The 17355-nt window shown below is 35.8% G+C and carries 10 protein-coding genes, 4 pseudogenes, 1 riboswitch and 1 other annotated feature; of the genes and pseudogenes, 9 read left to right on the forward strand and 5 right to left on the reverse strand.

Translation table 11 applies throughout. From position 1 onward, the window contains the following. The first annotated feature begins 292 nt into the window (after window positions 1–292). Window positions 293–552, forward strand: a binding site (T-box leader). Between the two features lie 73 nt (window positions 553–625). Next, the gene (asnA, locus tag H280_RS0108060) at window positions 626–1609 is read left to right on the forward strand and encodes an aspartate--ammonia ligase (RefSeq protein WP_020060610.1); all 984 of its coding nucleotides are present in this window, start codon (window positions 626–628) and stop codon (window positions 1607–1609) included. A 136-nt stretch (window positions 1610–1745) separates the two neighbouring features. Here asnA and H280_RS0108065 read toward each other — a convergent pair whose 3' ends face one another. Beyond that, the gene (locus H280_RS0108065; RefSeq protein ID WP_020060611.1) at window positions 1746–2975 is read right to left on the reverse strand and encodes an aspartate kinase; all 1230 of its coding nucleotides are present in this window, start codon (window positions 2973–2975) and stop codon (window positions 1746–1748) included. A gap of 225 nt (window positions 2976–3200) precedes the next feature. Then, window positions 3201–3386: riboswitch (Lysine riboswitch) on the reverse strand. Between the two features lie 200 nt (window positions 3387–3586). Here H280_RS0108065 and H280_RS0108070 point away from each other — a divergent pair. The 5 genes from H280_RS0108070 to H280_RS0108090 all read left to right on the forward strand — a co-directional run bounded on the left by H280_RS0108070 (window position 3587) and on the right by H280_RS0108090 (window position 9538). Beyond that, window positions 3587–4495, forward strand: a complete 909-nt coding sequence (locus tag H280_RS0108070) for a DoxX-like family protein (protein WP_020060612.1) — start codon at window positions 3587–3589, stop codon at window positions 4493–4495. Window positions 4496–4499: 4 nt separating this feature from the next. Then, window positions 4500–5129: a DUF4166 domain-containing protein gene (locus H280_RS0108075; RefSeq protein WP_020060613.1), complete on the forward strand. Its 630-nt coding sequence runs from the start codon at window positions 4500–4502 to the stop codon at window positions 5127–5129. Further along, window positions 5117–6745 carry a YndJ family protein gene (locus tag H280_RS0108080; protein ID WP_020060614.1) on the forward strand — a complete coding sequence of 543 codons (1629 nt, stop codon included), beginning with the start codon at window positions 5117–5119 and terminating at the stop codon, window positions 6743–6745. Before H280_RS0108075 ends, H280_RS0108080 begins: the two co-directional genes overlap by 13 nt. A 147-nt stretch (window positions 6746–6892) precedes the next feature. Then, window positions 6893–7660: an ABC transporter ATP-binding protein gene (locus H280_RS0108085; RefSeq protein ID WP_020060615.1), complete on the forward strand. Its 768-nt coding sequence runs from the start codon at window positions 6893–6895 to the stop codon at window positions 7658–7660. 12 nt (window positions 7661–7672) lie between these two features. After that, window positions 7673–9538: an ABC transporter permease gene (locus H280_RS0108090; RefSeq protein WP_020060616.1), complete on the forward strand. Its 1866-nt coding sequence runs from the start codon at window positions 7673–7675 to the stop codon at window positions 9536–9538. Between the two features lie 314 nt (window positions 9539–9852). On the opposite strand, the gene H280_RS0108095 is transcribed toward H280_RS0108090, so the two are convergent. From H280_RS0108095 to H280_RS0108105, 3 genes are all read right to left on the reverse strand, one after another. After that, window positions 9853–10572: an MIP/aquaporin family protein gene (locus tag H280_RS0108095; protein ID WP_020060617.1), complete on the reverse strand. Its 720-nt coding sequence runs from the start codon at window positions 10570–10572 to the stop codon at window positions 9853–9855. Between the two features lie 204 nt (window positions 10573–10776). Then, window positions 10777–11982: an MFS transporter gene (locus tag H280_RS0108100; RefSeq protein ID WP_020060618.1), complete on the reverse strand. Its 1206-nt coding sequence runs from the start codon at window positions 11980–11982 to the stop codon at window positions 10777–10779. Between the two features lie 133 nt (window positions 11983–12115). Beyond that, a complete protein-coding gene (locus H280_RS0108105) occupies window positions 12116–12694 on the reverse strand; it encodes a DUF2087 domain-containing protein (protein ID WP_020060619.1) in 579 nt (192 codons plus the stop codon). A 675-nt stretch (window positions 12695–13369) separates the two neighbouring features. Between H280_RS0108105 and H280_RS24400 the strand changes: the two are divergent. Together H280_RS24400 and H280_RS26380 are read left to right on the forward strand one after the other, a co-directional pair. Then, window positions 13370–15361 (forward strand): annotated as a pseudogene (locus H280_RS24400) (GW domain-containing glycosaminoglycan-binding protein); the annotation flags it as partial. After that, a pseudogene (locus H280_RS26380) lies at window positions 15335–15970 on the forward strand (glycoside hydrolase family 25 protein); the annotation flags it as partial. The pseudogenes H280_RS24400 and H280_RS26380, both read left to right, overlap by 27 nt. A 210-nt stretch (window positions 15971–16180) precedes the next feature. On the opposite strand, the pseudogene H280_RS23310 reads toward H280_RS26380, so the two are convergent. After that, a pseudogene (locus H280_RS23310) lies at window positions 16181–16965 on the reverse strand (Nramp family divalent metal transporter). A gap of 207 nt (window positions 16966–17172) precedes the next feature. Between H280_RS23310 and H280_RS24900 the strand changes: the two are divergent. Continuing rightward, window positions 17173–17355, forward strand: a pseudogene (locus H280_RS24900) (IS4 family transposase); the annotation flags it as partial.

Consider the following 17355-nt stretch of genomic DNA (forward strand, 5'->3'; position numbering starts at 1 on the left):
CGTAAAAGCCCGATTGGTTCAACTAATAAGCAGTGGGGGATGAAGAACCCCCCACTAAAGTTCACTTTATTGGTTAAATTACTCATGAAGACCCTCCTTATAATTAATCTGCATTAATAAGACAGATTAATTTGTTGGAGTGTGACACATTGTATTGTGAATGTTTCTTTATAACGAATTATTCATAAATACATAAAATAAAAAATTGAAAAACATTTTAGAACTTTTTGTTGACTTTCTTCTTTTTTTGTATAGAATAAACATTAATAAAATGTTTCAGAGATGTGACAGTAAAACGACTGTGAAAGGAAGAGTAGTAATAGGACGTAGTCCAAGCGAGTCAGGGATGGTGTGAGCCTGATACGAAGCCTGTTATGAAGAACCTCCTGGAGTCGCTAACCGAAATCCTTTTTAGGAAAGTAGACTTAGCCGGGATCTTCGCCGTTACAAGAAGAACAGTATCGAGTTATCTCTAATCTCCGTACTGATAAGTGAGCAACCTCTGTTGCTAATTTGGGTGGTACCGCGGAACCAAAGCCTTTCGTCCCAGTTTTTTGGGAAAGAAGGGCTTTTTTTTAATGGTTTCTTTCCTCATTACATCAAAACATTTTAGGAGGAAAACATCATGTATCAAACATTAATGACAGTAAGAGAAACACAAATCGCAATTAAGGAAGTTAAAACATTTTTTGAAGAGCAATTATCAAAACGTCTTGAATTATTCCGCGTATCTGCGCCATTATTTGTAACGAAAAAATCAGGATTAAACGATCATTTAAACGGTGTGGAGCGCCCAATTGAATTTGATATGCTGCATTCAGGAGAAGAGTTAGAAATTGTACATTCACTTGCAAAATGGAAACGATTCGCACTGCATGAATATGGGTATGAAGCGGGTGAAGGTTTATATACAAACATGAACGCAATTCGCCGCGATGAAGAGTTAGATGCAACGCATTCCATTTACGTTGATCAATGGGATTGGGAGAAAATGATTCAAAAAGAATGGCGTACAGTAGATTATTTACAGGAAACAGTACAAACAATTTACGGAATATTCAAAGATTTAGAAGGTTATTTGTTCGAAAAATATCCGTTTCTTGGAAAATATTTACCAGAAGATATCGTATTTATCACATCACAAGAGCTTGAGGATAAATATCCAGAATTAACACCAAAAGATCGTGAACATGCAATTGCAAAAGAACACGGTGCCGTTTTTATTAGCGGAATTGGCGGAGCGTTGCGTTCTGGTGAAAAACATGATGGGCGTGCAAGTGACTATGATGATTGGAAATTGAACGGAGATATTTTATTCTGGCATCCAGTATTGCAATCTTCATTTGAATTATCATCGATGGGAATTCGTGTTGACAGCAAATCTCTTGATGAACAATTAACAATAGCAGGAGAAGATTTCAAACGTGAATACGATTTCCATAAAGGAATTTTAGAAGATGTACTACCGTTAACACTTGGCGGCGGCATTGGGCAATCAAGAATGTGCATGTATTTCTTACGTAAAGCACATATCGGTGAAGTACAATCTTCTGTATGGCCAGATGAAATGCGTGAAGAGTGTAAAAAGCAAAACATTCACTTGTTCTAAAAAACAGCTTCGGCGGCTAGACCATTTTTGTGTCGAATCGCCAATAAATGCGTCATTTCCGCCGATATATCGTTGGACAAGTAAGAAGGAACCGATTTCCGAAAGGCATCTGCTTTTCGGAGTCGGCTCCTCTTTTTTAATTTACTGATAAAAACGGCTCAATTTTTGCCATAAATGATTCATGAAGTGCTTCGACAGCTTTTACTAAATGAAGGTGGTCGATTACGACAGATACTTTAATTTCCGATGTACTTACCATTTTAATGTGAATATCTTCTTCTTGTAATGTGGAAAACATTTTCGCAGCGACACCTGGATTAGATACCATACCTGATCCAACGATTGATACTTTTGCTAAGTGGTTTTCATGCTCTACAGATTCATATTGCATTGATTCACGATTTTCTTCTAAAACGGTTAATGTTTCATTTAAGTCATTTGAATGTATAGAGAAGGATAAATGTACAGTTCCTTCATTTGTAATACTTTGGATGATAATATCTACATTAATATGAGCGCTCGCTAATGTGGAGAAGACTGTGGAAAGCTTTCCTTGTTGTAAGCCTTTCATTGTTACACGTGTAATATTATCTTCAAATGCAATGCCTTTTACGATTGATTGTTGTTCCATGTTACATTCTCCCCTTACAATTGTTCCATTTTTTTGTTCCATGCTTGAACGAACTTCTAACATCACATTATGATTTTTTGCGAATTCGACTGCTCTTGGGTGAAGTACGCTAGCGCCTAGATTAGCAAGTTCTAACATTTCATCATAGGAAATTTTATCTAATTTGTAAGCATCTTTTACAAGGCGTGGATCAGTTGTGTAAACGCCTGTTACATCTGTATAAATATCACATTTTTTTGCTTGTAATGCTGCAGCTAATGCAACTGCAGTTGTATCGGAACCGCCGCGGCCAAGTGTTGTAATTTCTTGGTCTGTGCTTAATCCTTGGAAACCGGCTACAACGATGATCGTTCCTTTTTGTACATAGGATTGAATACGCTCTATATTTATATCGGTAATTCTTGCATTGCCGTGTACGGACTCTGTTGTAATACCAGCTTGCCAGCCTGTGAGTGAAATTGCCTCGTACCCTTTCGTTTGCACAGCCATTGTTAATAAAGAAATTGTAATTTGTTCACCTGTTGTAAGTAACATGTCCATTTCTCGTTTACTAGGCTGAGCGGTAATACTAGCAGCTAAAGATACTAATTCATCTGTACTATGTCCCATTGCAGAAACGACCGCCACAATTCCATGTCCTCTTTCATACTCTTCAATGATTAAATCGGCAACATGTTGAATTCGTTCAACATTTCCAACAGATGTACCCCCAAATTTTTGAACAATAATTTCCATGATAAGAGCCCTCTTTCAAGTTTTTATAGATAAATAAACTACGAAAAGTGTTGTTAAACATAAGATGGGAAATATAGATCCCTTTTACTCCTGTAAAAAAGTAAATAAAAAACACCACCTCAAATAGACGAGGATGGTGCTGTTACAGGAAAAAAAGAAACAGAAAACGGAGCTAATAAAAAAACGCCAAAAAAGAAGATGATCATAAAAACATGATCTCCCTTTTTTGTAGATAGCTCTTCATATATACCGCTGTATATACGACAGTTCTGTTTCTATTTGAAAACAGCCCCAATGTATATGTTCAGAGACACATATACATTTCGGCAACTTTTCCTTTCATCCATATTCACTGACAATCTCTATGTCTCCTATAGAATACTCATAAAAGTTGCGACCTCTATCTCACTTCGTTAGGCGAGAGTAATTGGTTGTATGAAGTTGTTTGTAACATTTGTTTTATAGTAATCAAAATGTCCAGAGAAATCAAGTAGGTTATAATTATTTCGAAAATTTAAACTGTTGTAGAAAAAAATAAAAGTGGTATAAAATGTGGTTAAAAGAAGTAGTTCTAACAATATTTTACACGTAATTGGAGTGGAGGGGTGAGAATGAAAAAACAAAATCCTATTTATGTAAAAACAGAAATAGAAACTACAATGGATGAACTTTGGAAGTATACACAAGATCCAAAGATACATACGGAATGGGATGCACGGTTTACAGAAATATCGTATTTAGAGAAGAGCCAAGACGAACCACAGCGTTTTTTATATAAAACAAAAATTGGTTTCGGACTTGAAATTGCTGGAGCAGGAGAATCAATAGGAGAATTACAAAAAGAAGGCGGGGAACGCATTTCGTCACTGAAATTTTGGACAGATAGTAAGCTTTCGTTAATTTCGGTAGGGAGAGGCTATTGGAAGTATACACCGAATGAGAATAAAGTTCGCTTTGAAACGCAGTATGATTATGAAACGAGATTTGGAGGTATAGGAAGATTTATAGATTCATATATATTTCGTCCGTTATTAGGGTGGGCAACAGCTTGGAGTTTTGATGCCTTGAAATTGTGGTTAGAAAAAGGATTTCATCCGCGTTTATTATTAAAAAGAACAATTATATATCATCTCATTTGCCTTTTGCTATTTTTTGTGTGGATCTATCAAGGTCTTATTCCGAAAATTTTATATACTCATCCAGAAGAGCTACAGATGCTTTCCAAGCTTATTGGTTCAGAAAATGATGCTGCCGCAATGATTAAAATGGTTGGATTTTTGGAAATTGTGTTTGGGGTGATCTGGTTGTTACCTTTCCAAAAACAGAAATTATTTGTTCTTCATGCTTTCATAATATTAATATTGACAGTTGCGGCGGGATTTACAAATATCAATAGTTTCATAAAACCTTTTAATCCGATTACGTTAAACATCATATTAATTGGATTCTCAATAATCGGTTATATGAATAGTAATGATTTACCGCAAGCGAGGAATTGTAAGAGAAGTAGAAAGGAGTAGAAAATTGTCTTCCATTTACGAAACATTATTAGGAGAATCCTATCATCGATTACATCCAAAATTACAAAAACGGTATGCGATTACAGAAGAACTTGGTTTTACAGGAGAAGGGAGGATGGATGAAATTACAGAAGGTTCTGCGGCTGTAAGAATGTTTTTAAAAGTAGCAGCAAAATTCCGGATGTTCTTTTCAGAAAGAGGGACAGAAGTACCATTTGTTATCCAAAATAATGCAGAGAAAGACAGGGAAGGAGAGACATTTGTAAGATGGAATCGGATGTTTTTGTTCGGTGAAAAAAAGCGTTATTTTCATGCTGTCATGTATTTGAATGATAAACAAAATGAAATTGTCGATTATTTTGGTGAACCGCATTTGCTTGTATCGACGCTTGCGTTTCATGTTGATTCAAAAGGAGCAATGCATATTTCATCTAAAAAGCAATGGTTTTACTTATGCGGAATGAAGATTCCACTGCCAAAGTTTTTATATGGGCAGGCAAAGATTGTAGAAAGTTATGATGATGAATCAGAGTGTTATCGGATACATGTACAAGTACAAAATCCATTATTAGGACCACTTTTCTCCTATAAGGGGACGTTTACAGAAAGGGATACGAATCTATGCGAAATATAATGATTGGCTGCATGTGCTATGTCATTTTTCTTATATTAGAATGGCCAAAATTACACCCTGTTGAATCGATTATATTATTGTCTATTCTTTTATTTATCCCAATAGCGTTTTTTATTGTAGATAAGAAAAAAAGAAATGGAGACGAACTGTTTTGTTATAAGCTCGCAGCATTTTTTTATCCGGTTGCAGCAATAAGTGCAATGCTTGCTTTTGTAACAGACTATTTTCTATTAGCGATAATTTGGTTTTTATATACCGGTATTGTCGCGCTATTTGGAGTATCCCGATTATTAGAAAGAGGATGGAAACCGTTAGAAGAAACTGCAATTGATAGTGGATCTATATATTTATTTTTAGGTGGATTTTGGTTTTTTGCCTCTGTAGCAAATATACCAATTATGCAGTTTAGTTCAGATATTGTTCTACTTACAGCGGCTCATTTTCATTATTCTGCTTTTTTACTGCCCTTGTTTGCAGGTTTATTAGGAAGAAAACAACAAGCGAAAAGTAGGGTGTATACAACCGCTATGTTTATTATGATCATTTCCCCAATGACAGTTGCAATTGGGATTACATATTCAAGAACGTTTGAATTTTTTGCAGTGTTACTTTATCTTATTTCCCTTTATATTTACGGGATTTTTGTATGGAAAACAAAGTTTACTTCAAAGAGTGCAAAGATTCTTCTTATCATCTCTTCTAGTACACTTATGGTAACTATTCTTTTTTCGATTTTCTATTCATATGGCAACTTTAAGCAAGTCATGACGATTACAATTGCGCAAATGGTTTGGATTCATGGCGTTGTGAATGGATTGGGCGTAGCATTACCTGGTTGTATTGGCTGGATGATTGAAAAAGCTGCACCTATATATATTCGTTATGGAAAACCGGTGAGTCGTATAAAAGGTAAGATGAAAATTGGAGAAACTATTTTATTAGAAAATAGTTTAATAGAGGAGAAGGAATATACAGGCCTTATAAATAAAGTGATAGATTTTGATAGTAAACAGTTTAATACAAAGAATGTATCACCGCTTATTATTGATTTTTATGAGAACACGAAAGAATACGAGTTAAAAGCAACTATTCACTGGTCACGTTGGTTTTTGCCATTTGCTTTTCTATATGAAAAAATAAGTCGGCGTGTACAACAAATTCATTTAGGGATGGGAAATCGCTTAGAGAGGATGTATGGGGAAATTGTTGCTATAAAAGATGAAAAAGATGGTAGAAATGATGTTAGAGCGTGGGTTCGGAAAAATGAACAAAATGAAACAATCTTTGTCGCGCTCTATTCTCAGCATGAATATAACGAGGAAACATACATGAATATTGCATTGCCATTACCGTATGCAAATATGACGGGGATATTAAAATTTCGTAATGATAAAAACAATCTTATCATTACGAGTCGATTAAGGAATAGTGCAAGAGGGGATGAGGGGATATATTTACATAACCGCTTCTTTACCATTCGCTTGCCACTCGCAGAAACGTTTACGATAAGAGAGAAGGCTACAACAACGTTAACAGCACATCATCAAATGTGGCTGTTTGGTGTGAAGTTTCTCGAGATTGATTACGAGATAGAACAAAAAGAGAATATTGCTTAACGAAAAATGAGTTTGGTATGATACCAAGCTCATTTTTTTTTCGTATTTATATCGTAAATCTTAAGAATTCTTAAGAATTTACCTACAAGAAACTTAAAAAATTTCTGGGAAGATACTAATAGATACTAAGAGATAGGGGATGAAGTGATGAAAAATGATGTAGTAGAAGTAAATCAAGTAGAAAAAATATATGGAAAGAAAAAAGAAAACCATTCAAGGGTATTAAAAGGAATAACGTTATCGGTAAAAGAAGGTGAGTTTGTTGGAATAATGGGTCCATCGGGATCAGGGAAAACGACGTTGTTGAATGTAATTTCGACACTTGATCAAGCGACTAGTGGTACCGTGAAAATTGCTGGAACAGACATAACAAATATGAAAGGAAATGCATTATCTGATTTTAGAGCGCAAAAGCTAGGGTTTATTTTTCAAGATTTTAATCTTCTTGAAAACCTTTCAATTTATGAAAATATTGCGTTGCCGTTGTCACTGCAAGGAGTGCCTTCAAAAGATATTGAAGGAAAAGTACAAGAGGTAGCGATAAAACTTGGGATAGAAGCAATTCTAGAGAAATATCCAACTACAGTTTCTGGTGGTCAAAAGCAGCGTACGGCAGCAGCTCGTGCACTCGTACATAATCCAGCTATTATTCTTGCAGATGAACCAACAGGAGCGCTTGATAGTAAAAATGCGAAAAGTTTATTAGAAGCGATGCGTGATTTACATGAAAATCATCAAGTTAGCATTATGATGGTAACGCATGATGCATTTAGTGCTAGTTATTGCGAACGAATATTATTTATCCAAGACGGATTGCTCTATGAGGAAATTCACCGCAATGGAAGTAGAGAAGCATTTTATCAAGATATTTTAAATGTGCTAGGAAAAATGAGTTCTTCTAAGGAAGCGATATAAGGAGGTGGGGACATGTTACTGAAATTATCTGTACATAGTATACGAAAGATGATGAAAGATTATCTTGTTTTGTTAATTGGTCTTATCGTTAGTATAAGTATTTTTTATATGTTTCAAACGATGGCCTTAAATACTGAATTTACGAAAGAAAATAGTATCATTAACAGCATTCGTATTGTCTTCGGGATTGGTTCTGTGTTACTTTCGTTTATCACCTTATTTTACATTCTTTATGCAAATTCATTTTTGCTTACATTGCGCCGAAAAGAATTAGGTATGTATATGATGCTTGGGGCAAAAAAGAAGAAGGTTGCACAGTTGCTATTTATCGAAACATTAGGGCTTGGAATAGTTGCTTTAATGATTGGAAATGCGGTAGGGATTGGATTAGCCAGTGCAGTAGGAAAGACTCTTATAAAAAGTATGGATGTATCAGCGAAGGGATATGAGGCATTTTATTTTCCTGCTTTAATTGCAACGTTCCTTTTTTTCTTTGTTCTTTTTGTAGTGACAGGGATAATTAATAGCTTTCGTCTTCTGCGCAAAACAGAATTAGAGCTTATACGAGAAGATGAAACGCAAGATGAGGTTGAAAAAAGTAAACTTCGTATTACGGTTTTTACGGTGCTCGGAATTTTGATGTTAGGTATTGGATATTACGCAATCATTCATGTGAATGACTTGCAGGAACTGGGACTTATAGTTGCAACATTTTGTACGACAATTGGAACTTATTTTATATTTGGTTCATTATTTCCTTTATTTGTTACGATGTTAAAAAGAAATAAAAAAAGAAACGAAGCAGGACTTAATAGCTTTACGCTTGCACAGCTACGTTTTCGAATTAATAGTTTATCAAGAGTGTTAGGAACAGTTTCTATGTTAATTGCACTAGGTGCTGGTGCGATGACAGCTGGGATGGCATTTCAAAAAAATGTTGGGATGACAACGGAATTTTCGCGAGTGTATGATGCGACGATTCATGATCCCAATGCTGAAGAAATAAAAGAATTAAAGCAAATGAACATTTTAGAAGAAAAGAAGTATGCTTATAAAGAAACTGAAGAAGCGGTATACTTTTTACGTGACGATTTACTTGATCATCCACCGCTTATTTCAGAGCACAAAAGTGCGAAAAAAAGTAAAGAGCCAATTCGTGTCCGCGTAAGTGAGACACTACCTGAATCTATATATACATCGCTTGAGAATCCATCAACAAGGAAATATCCAAGCATGCCTCAGCAATGGGAGGAGGCGCTCGTTCGTGAATTTCAAATTAGTTACAATCAATTTGAAGGAAAGCCGCTCCGCATTGCTGACAAAGAAAATTATGAAAAAGTACAAGGGACAACACATTTACTCCTTTTAGTTCGTGTTGATGATCTGCAAAAATATAAATCGTTTCTTACGAAAATTGATCAACGCCAAAAAGAAGCCGCTGAAAAACATGTTGGTGAAGAAGTACCGATGCAAACGAAAATGACAACGTACCAGTTTATGTATACTTTTATGAGCGGCACAATGTTTATGGGTTTTTTCCTAGGCGCTTCTTTTCTTGCGATGATGGCTAGTTCACTTATGTTTAAAATTTTAACAGGAGCATCTAGAGATAAACGCCGCTATGCTATGCTTCGAAAAATTGGTGTTCGAAAAGGAGTGCTTTCTCGCAGTATCTATAAAGAAGTATTCTTCATCTTCTTATTTCCGGGGATTGTTGGAATCACTCATGTATTAGTAGGTATGAATCTATTTTCGTTCATTTTACTTGATCCGTATGTGAAAATTTGGATGCCGATTAGTTTGTTTGTTCTCATTTATTTTGCATATTACTGGACAACAGTACAATTGTATAAAGGTATGGTATTGCCAAAGGGATAGTAAAAGGAGAGGCGATTGTTTGAAAATAGCAGTCGCCTTTTGCTAATAATAAATATATAAAGGTAGTTTTATAAAAGAATTACAAATAAGTTTAAAGAATCCTCGAAAAAATGGTTTGGTTAATGTAGGTTACATTTTTGATAAAGTAAGGAGAATTATATGAAAAAGAAAAACTTTGTATACATAGTAGGAAGTGTTATCTATATATAGACCATCAGTGGGGGATGAAGAAAAATCTCACTGATGGAACTTTTACTTTATAACGTTATTTGATTATTATTGTTCCTGCGTTTGTTCATTTTGTTTAGTAGTCATTATTTAAATAGATGAAAGTAGGTGTATACGGCTATAATAGAGGCGATAATTGGAGCGATAACAGGTACCCATGCGTAGTGCCAGTGTGAGCTTCCTTTTCCCTTAATTGGCAAAAGTGTATGAGCCAGACGAGGCATAATGTCACGGGCAGGATTTAGAGCAGGGCCAGTTGGACCTCCTACTGAAAGAACGAGTCCCCATACTAAAAAGCCAATAACTACATGAGCTGTTAGATGTTCCTTTCCCATAAGCGGAGAATGTACGATCCCTAATGCACTAAAAATTAAGATGAACGTACCAATGAATTCCGTTATAAATGCGTTAAAATATGTCTTTTTGTAGGAAGGGACAGAGCCGAAACAACCTAACACTTCTATAGCGTCTTCTGTATCATCCATAAAAGGTTTATACATCAACCAAACAATAACAGCACCAATAAACGCACCAATGAGCTGTGCAATGATGTAGGGAACAACTTTCTCCCATGGGAATTTTCCATTAAGTGCTAAACCGATGGTGAAAGCAGGATTAATATGATTCCCACTAATACCACCGAAGATAACAGCAGGGATTCCAACTGCAAATCCCCAGCCGGTAGCTATTACCATCCAACCTGTTTTGTGTCCTTTTGCTCCTTTCAAATGAACATTTGCAACCACGCCGTTTCCTAATATGACAAGTAAAGCGGTGGCAAATATTTCTGCGATGTATGCTTGCATAGGTTCTCCTTTCTAAATACGAGAATGAAATATTACATCTAGTCTGTGTAAAAAGATGGGAGATTATTGCAATAAATAAGTAGTTTTTACGTCTAGGTAGAACTTGCTTCCTAGTCTGAAATTTCTAAAAGATAGTCTAGTGTTTGTGATGGATATCCATGCCGATTGCCGACTGATGAATAAAATGGAATGGAAATGGTACTCTCAAATAATCTCTTTTTTTTGATATGTTTTTGTTGAAATGATAATAATGAGAAAAGTGGCAATAATAATATAAGCGATACCTCCAATCAAACCTAAGGCACGTGGCGTAAGATATTGTAGCGCCACTCCGGAAATAAGCATAGATACTCCTAATACAGTATTTGTAATTGTTACTAATAGTCCAAACATGGTTCCTTGGTGTCGTTCAGGAACTTCCTTCATAAGAATGGTGTCAAAGCAGGCATTACCAATTCCGGACATAAATGCAATCCCGCAAAACATAAGAAATACAAAAACTACTAAATGTGTTTGACTTAATAGCAGTTGAAATATCCCCTCTAGCAATAGACATATTAAACCTGTAACAAGGAAGTTTTTTCGTAGTCGATTTGCAACAGAAAAGCTTAATATTAAGCCAATACCTAATGCGCCATAAAAAAGACCTACACCAACATCACCAAGATGGAATTCGTTAATCGCATAGACGCTAATTAATACATTATCAATTCCATTTATAGAAGCTATTAATATTTCACAGAAAAAAAGAATTTGTACTGTAATAGACATCAAAATTACCTTTTTGAAGGTAAAGATTAGATTTTCAGATTTCTCTAGCCTTTTTCTATTTTCATTCTCTGGAAACTTAATCGTATAGTTGATGGCGGCGGCCCCTAAAAATGATCCTGCATTTAACCAAAACGTCACATTAGGTCCAAAAATAGACGAAACGATTCCGCCCGAAAGTGCTCCAATGATTAAAACGATTCCTATCATGACTTGTTCCAAACTATTAACTTTTACGAGGTGTTTTTTATGAACAAGCCTAGGTATTGCTGATTTTCTTGCCGGTCCATATATAGCTTCTCCTGCGGCTAACATAAACGAACTTAAATAAATAATCCAAATATCTTCTTTACCTTGAACAAATAGGAAGGACAGGGCAAATATAATTCTTATAAGGTCTGTTACAACTAATATTGTTTTTCTTGAAAATCGATCAGCCAACCTTCCGCCTATTGGTCCAAAAAATAAAGAGGGTATGAGGCGAATTGCTAAAGTCATTCCTACAGCCAACCCTGAACCGGTTACATGTAGTAGCATCGCTAGCACAGCTACGGAACTAAAACGATCCCCAATCCCATTCACAATACCAGCTAAAAATAACTTCCGATATTGTTTTTCTTCATTTACAAATGAAATATTCATAGCCATCCTCCTTGTTTTATAAATATCTAATTTTATAAATATCTAATTAGTGGGTTGAAAAAATAAGGGCGTGAAGTAACGCCCTTTATCCCGTATTAACAGGAAGTAAGCTTCCACTGAGGGAAGTTTCGCTTTATTTTAACCACCATAACTCAACGGGGTTTAACTCATATTGATTATTTTCTCGGTACATATATTGGCACATAATGAGTTCGCGTCTTAATGTTGCGTAATCTTCATGAAATTGCTTTAAATATTCATTGATTTCCTTTTCTGGGTAAACTTTTCCGAATTCTAATCCTTTAACCATATGTGCAAGTACCACAAGTTTTTTCTTTCTCTGTGCAGGATAGGTTTTTAGTTTTCCATCATTTGTGAAGAAATTATTGATAATAGCTGACCGCTCTTTTTCAGTAACCGACATTTCCATATTTGAATCGCCTCCTGTTCCTACAGTAAAAATAGCCTTAGCATTCATCTCCAATATTTTTGTATTAAGAGAAAAATAAATCGTATTTTTATCACGACGTTCTTTGATAAGTCCAACCTCTCGGAGCTTTGTCATATGGTGGGTAATTGTTGGGGGCTTAAGACCTAACTTTCCAGCGATCTCTTGTCCACTTAAATGACCTTGCTGTAGTAAGGCAATAATTCGAACACGTGTAAGATCACCTAACGCTTTATGAAACTCAACAATTTTGTTTAATTGCATTTAGAAATCACCTACTTTCATATTTATCTAATTAGATTATAATCGAATTAATTTTGTTATTCAAGTAATGAAATGATGAAAGTGTTTATAGCGATAGTCGGGTTTATATTTCTACTCTGTTTAACGTGAGTACAACAGGATAGTAAGAAGAGAAGAGAAACACAAGGAGTGTATTATATAAATCCAAATTAAAAACCTTACATAAACCCCTTTTCTTTTTAGATGGCCCGGCCATGCGTAGAAGCGGTCAGGGCCTTTTTCTGCCACGTGCGAAGTTCAAACAAAGAGAGAAAGAAAGTAGCCGGTTATTTTTTGTTCAGCATGGCGGCAACTTGTGTGTTGGAAAGTTAAATTGGATTTATATATAGATATTTTTGTAATATATTTCGAAGTTTTTCCGAATTTATTGAAAGAATTTAAAAAAACTACCCCCACAAAATGAGTAGTTGATTCGAATGTTATACAAGGGGAGGAGAGAATGATTGTAATCCTTGGTTTAATGTACTCATTTTAAATCTACTATTTTTATATTGTTATTGAATATAAAAATAGTAATGTGTAAGGGCAGTAGAGAGGGACATAGATGTTAGGAATCTTATTTATTAAAACATTACATATAAAATAGACCTCTTCCAGCTACAAGATTATTACAATTTAAGGAGAGTGTGTCTAGAAGTGAAGAAATTTTGGCTATCTGTATGTACCGCGATTACTGTTTGTGGTACCCAAACAGTAATTGTTGGAAATGCGAACACGGCTTTGGCAGCTAGTGCAGTTACAAATGAACAAGCGGTAAATGTCGATGGCTTGATGAAAACTAATATGAATGGTAACGGTATATGGTCAGTACCATATGGCTTACAAGGTGCTAGTTATCTTGGAGACGTTACTAAATATAATGGTAAGATGGTTCATGTTATTGGTAGTGTGCAGGTAGGGGGTGTGCTTTGGTATCATGTGCAGGTAGAAGGAAAAGATGGAGGATACCTTGATAGTAAAGTATTAAATGTTGCAACGAATGTTAATCAAAATCAGCTAATCGTCTATACAGCAGGGAATGGAGTTTGGTCTAGTCCATATGGTGTAAATGGTGCGAGCTATGTCGGTTCTACTAATAATTATGTAGGAAAAGACATAAAGTTGCTTCAGAAATTAACGATTGGAAATGTTACATGGTATCAATTTAGCATGAATAATCAAGTCATTGGATGGCTCGATGGTCGTACGTTAAGTGGCTTGACAAATATACAAGCCATAAATCAGGCGGCTGTTATGGGGTCGACAAATGACAATGGTATATGGAGCATGCCATATGGCCTTCCAGGTGCAAGTTATTTAGGGTCGACCAATCAATATACTTTTCGAGATTTGCAGTTAATCGAGAGCGCTACATACCAAGGTATACAATGGTATAAGTTTAGTTTAAATGGCCAAGCTATTGGCTGGATTAGCAGCTATGCATTAGACAATGCAGGAGTAGTAAAACCGGCAAATTTTTCGGTTGTTATCGGAAGTACGAATGGCAATGGCATATGGACAGTACCGTACGGAGTTGTTGGAGCACAATATGTACAAAGTACGAATGATTATGCTTATCAAACGCTTCAAGTTGTGAAAACTGCAACAATTGGAACCGTTAATTGGGATCAAGTAGCAAAGAACGGTAAGATAATTGGATGGCTTGATGCTGGAAAGTCTCTTACAGATTTAACTAATATTAAAGATGAGAATCGATCGGCAGTTATTAAGCCGTCTACAAACGGTGATGGTATATGGAGCTTACCGTATGGAGAATATGGAGCGAATTTCGTAGCGCCTACAAATGATTACAAATTTCAAATGGTACAAGTTGTACAAAGTGCAACAAAAGGTTCTACCACTTGGAATAAAATTAAGCAAGGTGATCGTGTTTTAGGTTGGGTTGATGCGAATATACTTTCTTGGCAAACTGCCTATACTCAGCTCGATCCAAACGGTGAAGTTCATTATAACTGGGGATATGGAAGTCCTGCTGGTTTTCCTTCTCAACAGTTCCAAGGTGATTTTGTTCAGAATAAGCAACTGTCTGGAGGAGATTATTTTGTTCAGTCGTTTGCAGACGATGGCGTAAAGGTTTCGGTTGATAATAATTTAGTTATTAATCGCTGGTCGTTAGCTGCCGGTGAAACGAATCGTGTTTTATTACCAAACGTAGCAGCTGGTTCTCACAATATTCATACGCAATATTATCAAGATGGTGGACAAGCAGCTGTATTCTCAGATGTAGTACCATTTGGTAGTTGGCTTGCCTATTACTATTCGAATGAATCTCTTTCTGGATATCCGGTTGCAGCTAAGACTATTCCACAAGCAGCAAATGGCGGCTTGCAAGATGATAATGGTTTTGAAAGATCACCGGCTACAGGTGTACCAGGAACCCATTTCTCAGCACGTTATGTTACAGCTAAGCGCCTGAAAGCTGGTCAGTACCTTCTGTATACAGGAGCAGATGATGGAGTTCGTGTATATATAGATGGAAAAAAAGTTATAGATACATGGGGATATAATGCTTACAATGAAAAGGCATCAAGAATTAATATTCAAGATAACTCAAACGCAGAAAATGGATTGTCCAATGTCCACTGGATTGAAGTGGAATATATGCAAGGGGCAGGATTTGGTAAGGTAACGACAACACTGAAGCCTTCTTATACATTTATTGACGTTTCACACTGGGAAGGAAATATAGATTGGAATCAAGTTAAGCAGTCTGGTATTAATGCTTCTTACATGAAAGCGACTGAAGGTACTTCATATACTGATCCAACCTATGGGCAATACGTACAAAATGCATCTGCAGCAGGTCTTTTAGTTGGAGCATATCACTTTGCTCGTCCAGAACAAAATGACCCGATTGCGGAAGCAAAACATTTTGTTGATGTATTGAATCGATATCATACGGATTTAATGCCTGTCCTTGATCTGGAATCACCATCTAGTCCGACAGGTAATATAACAGGGCCATATGTGACGAAATGGGCACGTACTTTTATTGATTATGTGCAGCAGACAACAGGAAAACGCGTTATGCTTTATACAGGGCCTTGGTATGTAAATGGTTTTAATATATCGGGACTTGGCGATATACCTCTTTGGATTTCCAGATATAACTCTACTACTCCAACTATATTAGGTGATTGGAACGGATTTAATGCTTGGCAATATACAGAAAGCGGGAATGTAAATGGAGTAGGAACGGTTGATATAAATGTTACTACTTCTTTAGATGGACTTAGACCATAACGGATTTCTTGTCTATATAATCGAAGAGAAGAAATAGCGAAACTTAATGAAAAAGCAGACCTTTTTAGAAAAGGGTCTGCTTTTTCATGCGCTAATATAATTTAGTATATATTTTTAGGTTCAGCATACAGGAGTTTTTTTGTTGAGGGAAATTTTTAATAATCTAGATGAATAGAAGTAATACACTTCATAGTTAGAATACTTTTATCTTAAAAATGTAGTGTAGAGTAGATATACATTTAAAATAGCGATAACTATTGCAATAAACCAAGCGATCACTTTGGTCCAAAGTGAGTTTGTAAATTCACCCATTTTCTTTTTGTCACTAGTAAACATAACAAGTGGAATAACTGCAAAGGAAAGTTGAAGAGATAGGATAACTTGGCTTAATACTAAAAGCTCCGTGGTTCCTTTTTCTCCATATATTAGCGTTATAATGACCGCAGGTATAATTGCGATTAAACTAATGACAATCACTTCAATATAACGAAATCCTTTATTTTGCAATAAAAGGATTAGTAAGATATCAAATGAAGTAATGCATACACCCCATACAAGAGGAACATGAAATAAAAGGTTTAATGCAATAGCAGCACCTATTACTTCCGCTAAATCACAAGCTACAATAGCTAATTCACATAATATCCATAAAACAAATGACACAGGTTTACTGAAATGATCATGGCATGCTTGTGCTAAGTCTCTTCCTGTTACAATCCCTAACTTTGCTGATAGTGCTTGCAAAATAATAGCCATAAAGTTAGAAATCAAAATGACAGATAGTAACGTATAGTTATAAGCAGACCCTCCAGCTAACGACGTAGCCCAGTTTCCGGGATCCATGTATCCAACTGCAACGAGATAACCAGGTCTCATAAATGCTAGGAGCTTTCGAAGAGAATTTCCTTTCTTTGGTACCTCATACTTTTGTACACTTCACGTAAACTAGGATCGCTGTTCTGTTGCCGCCAGCCTTCCTGGTGTGGCATAGCAACCGTATTTTTCTCTTTGACTGCTTCTAATTCATCCATTACATATCCTCTCCTATTTAATTTGGTTTATTTAAAGTGAAAAGAAAGATAATATTTCACGTCTGTTGATTATCTAAATTCTACCAAAAAATGAATACAAAAAGAGAGATTCCTCTTGTACAATGTAAGTTACCACACCAACATTGACGAAACGAGGAATCTCTCATGAACAAGAATACCACGTCCCACACATTGATTCAAAACTTTCTTTCAGAAGCAGAGCTCCAGGCGATTTTAACGGAGTTCAACCACACCGAGACAGCCCGAAAATGCACGGTTTCTACTGTTATTTCTTATTTGATTAGTGCTGCGACAAATGAATGGAAAAGCTTGCGTCACGCAGCCGAT

The sequence above is a fragment of the Bacillus sp. 123MFChir2 genome (assembly GCF_000383235.1).
Classification (GTDB): Bacteria; Bacillota; Bacilli; order Bacillales; family Bacillaceae_G; genus Bacillus_A.

Coding starts and splice junctions, on each gene's coding strand:
- H280_RS0108070 (WP_020060612.1), top strand. CDS start 3,587: ATGAAAAAACAAAATCCTATTTATGTAAAAACAGAAATAGAAACTACA.
- asnA (WP_020060610.1), top strand. CDS start 626: ATGTATCAAACATTAATGACAGTAAGAGAAACACAAATCGCAATTAAG.
- H280_RS0108105 (WP_020060619.1), bottom strand. CDS start 12,694: ATGCAATTAAACAAAATTGTTGAGTTTCATAAAGCGTTAGGTGATCTT.
- H280_RS0108090 (WP_020060616.1), top strand. CDS start 7,673: ATGTTACTGAAATTATCTGTACATAGTATACGAAAGATGATGAAAGAT.
- H280_RS0108095 (WP_020060617.1), bottom strand. CDS start 10,572: ATGCAAGCATACATCGCAGAAATATTTGCCACCGCTTTACTTGTCATA.
- H280_RS0108100 (WP_020060618.1), bottom strand. CDS start 11,982: ATGAATATTTCATTTGTAAATGAAGAAAAACAATATCGGAAGTTATTT.
- H280_RS0108080 (WP_020060614.1), top strand. CDS start 5,117: ATGCGAAATATAATGATTGGCTGCATGTGCTATGTCATTTTTCTTATA.
- H280_RS0108065 (WP_020060611.1), bottom strand. CDS start 2,975: ATGGAAATTATTGTTCAAAAATTTGGGGGTACATCTGTTGGAAATGTT.
- H280_RS0108085 (WP_020060615.1), top strand. CDS start 6,893: ATGAAAAATGATGTAGTAGAAGTAAATCAAGTAGAAAAAATATATGGA.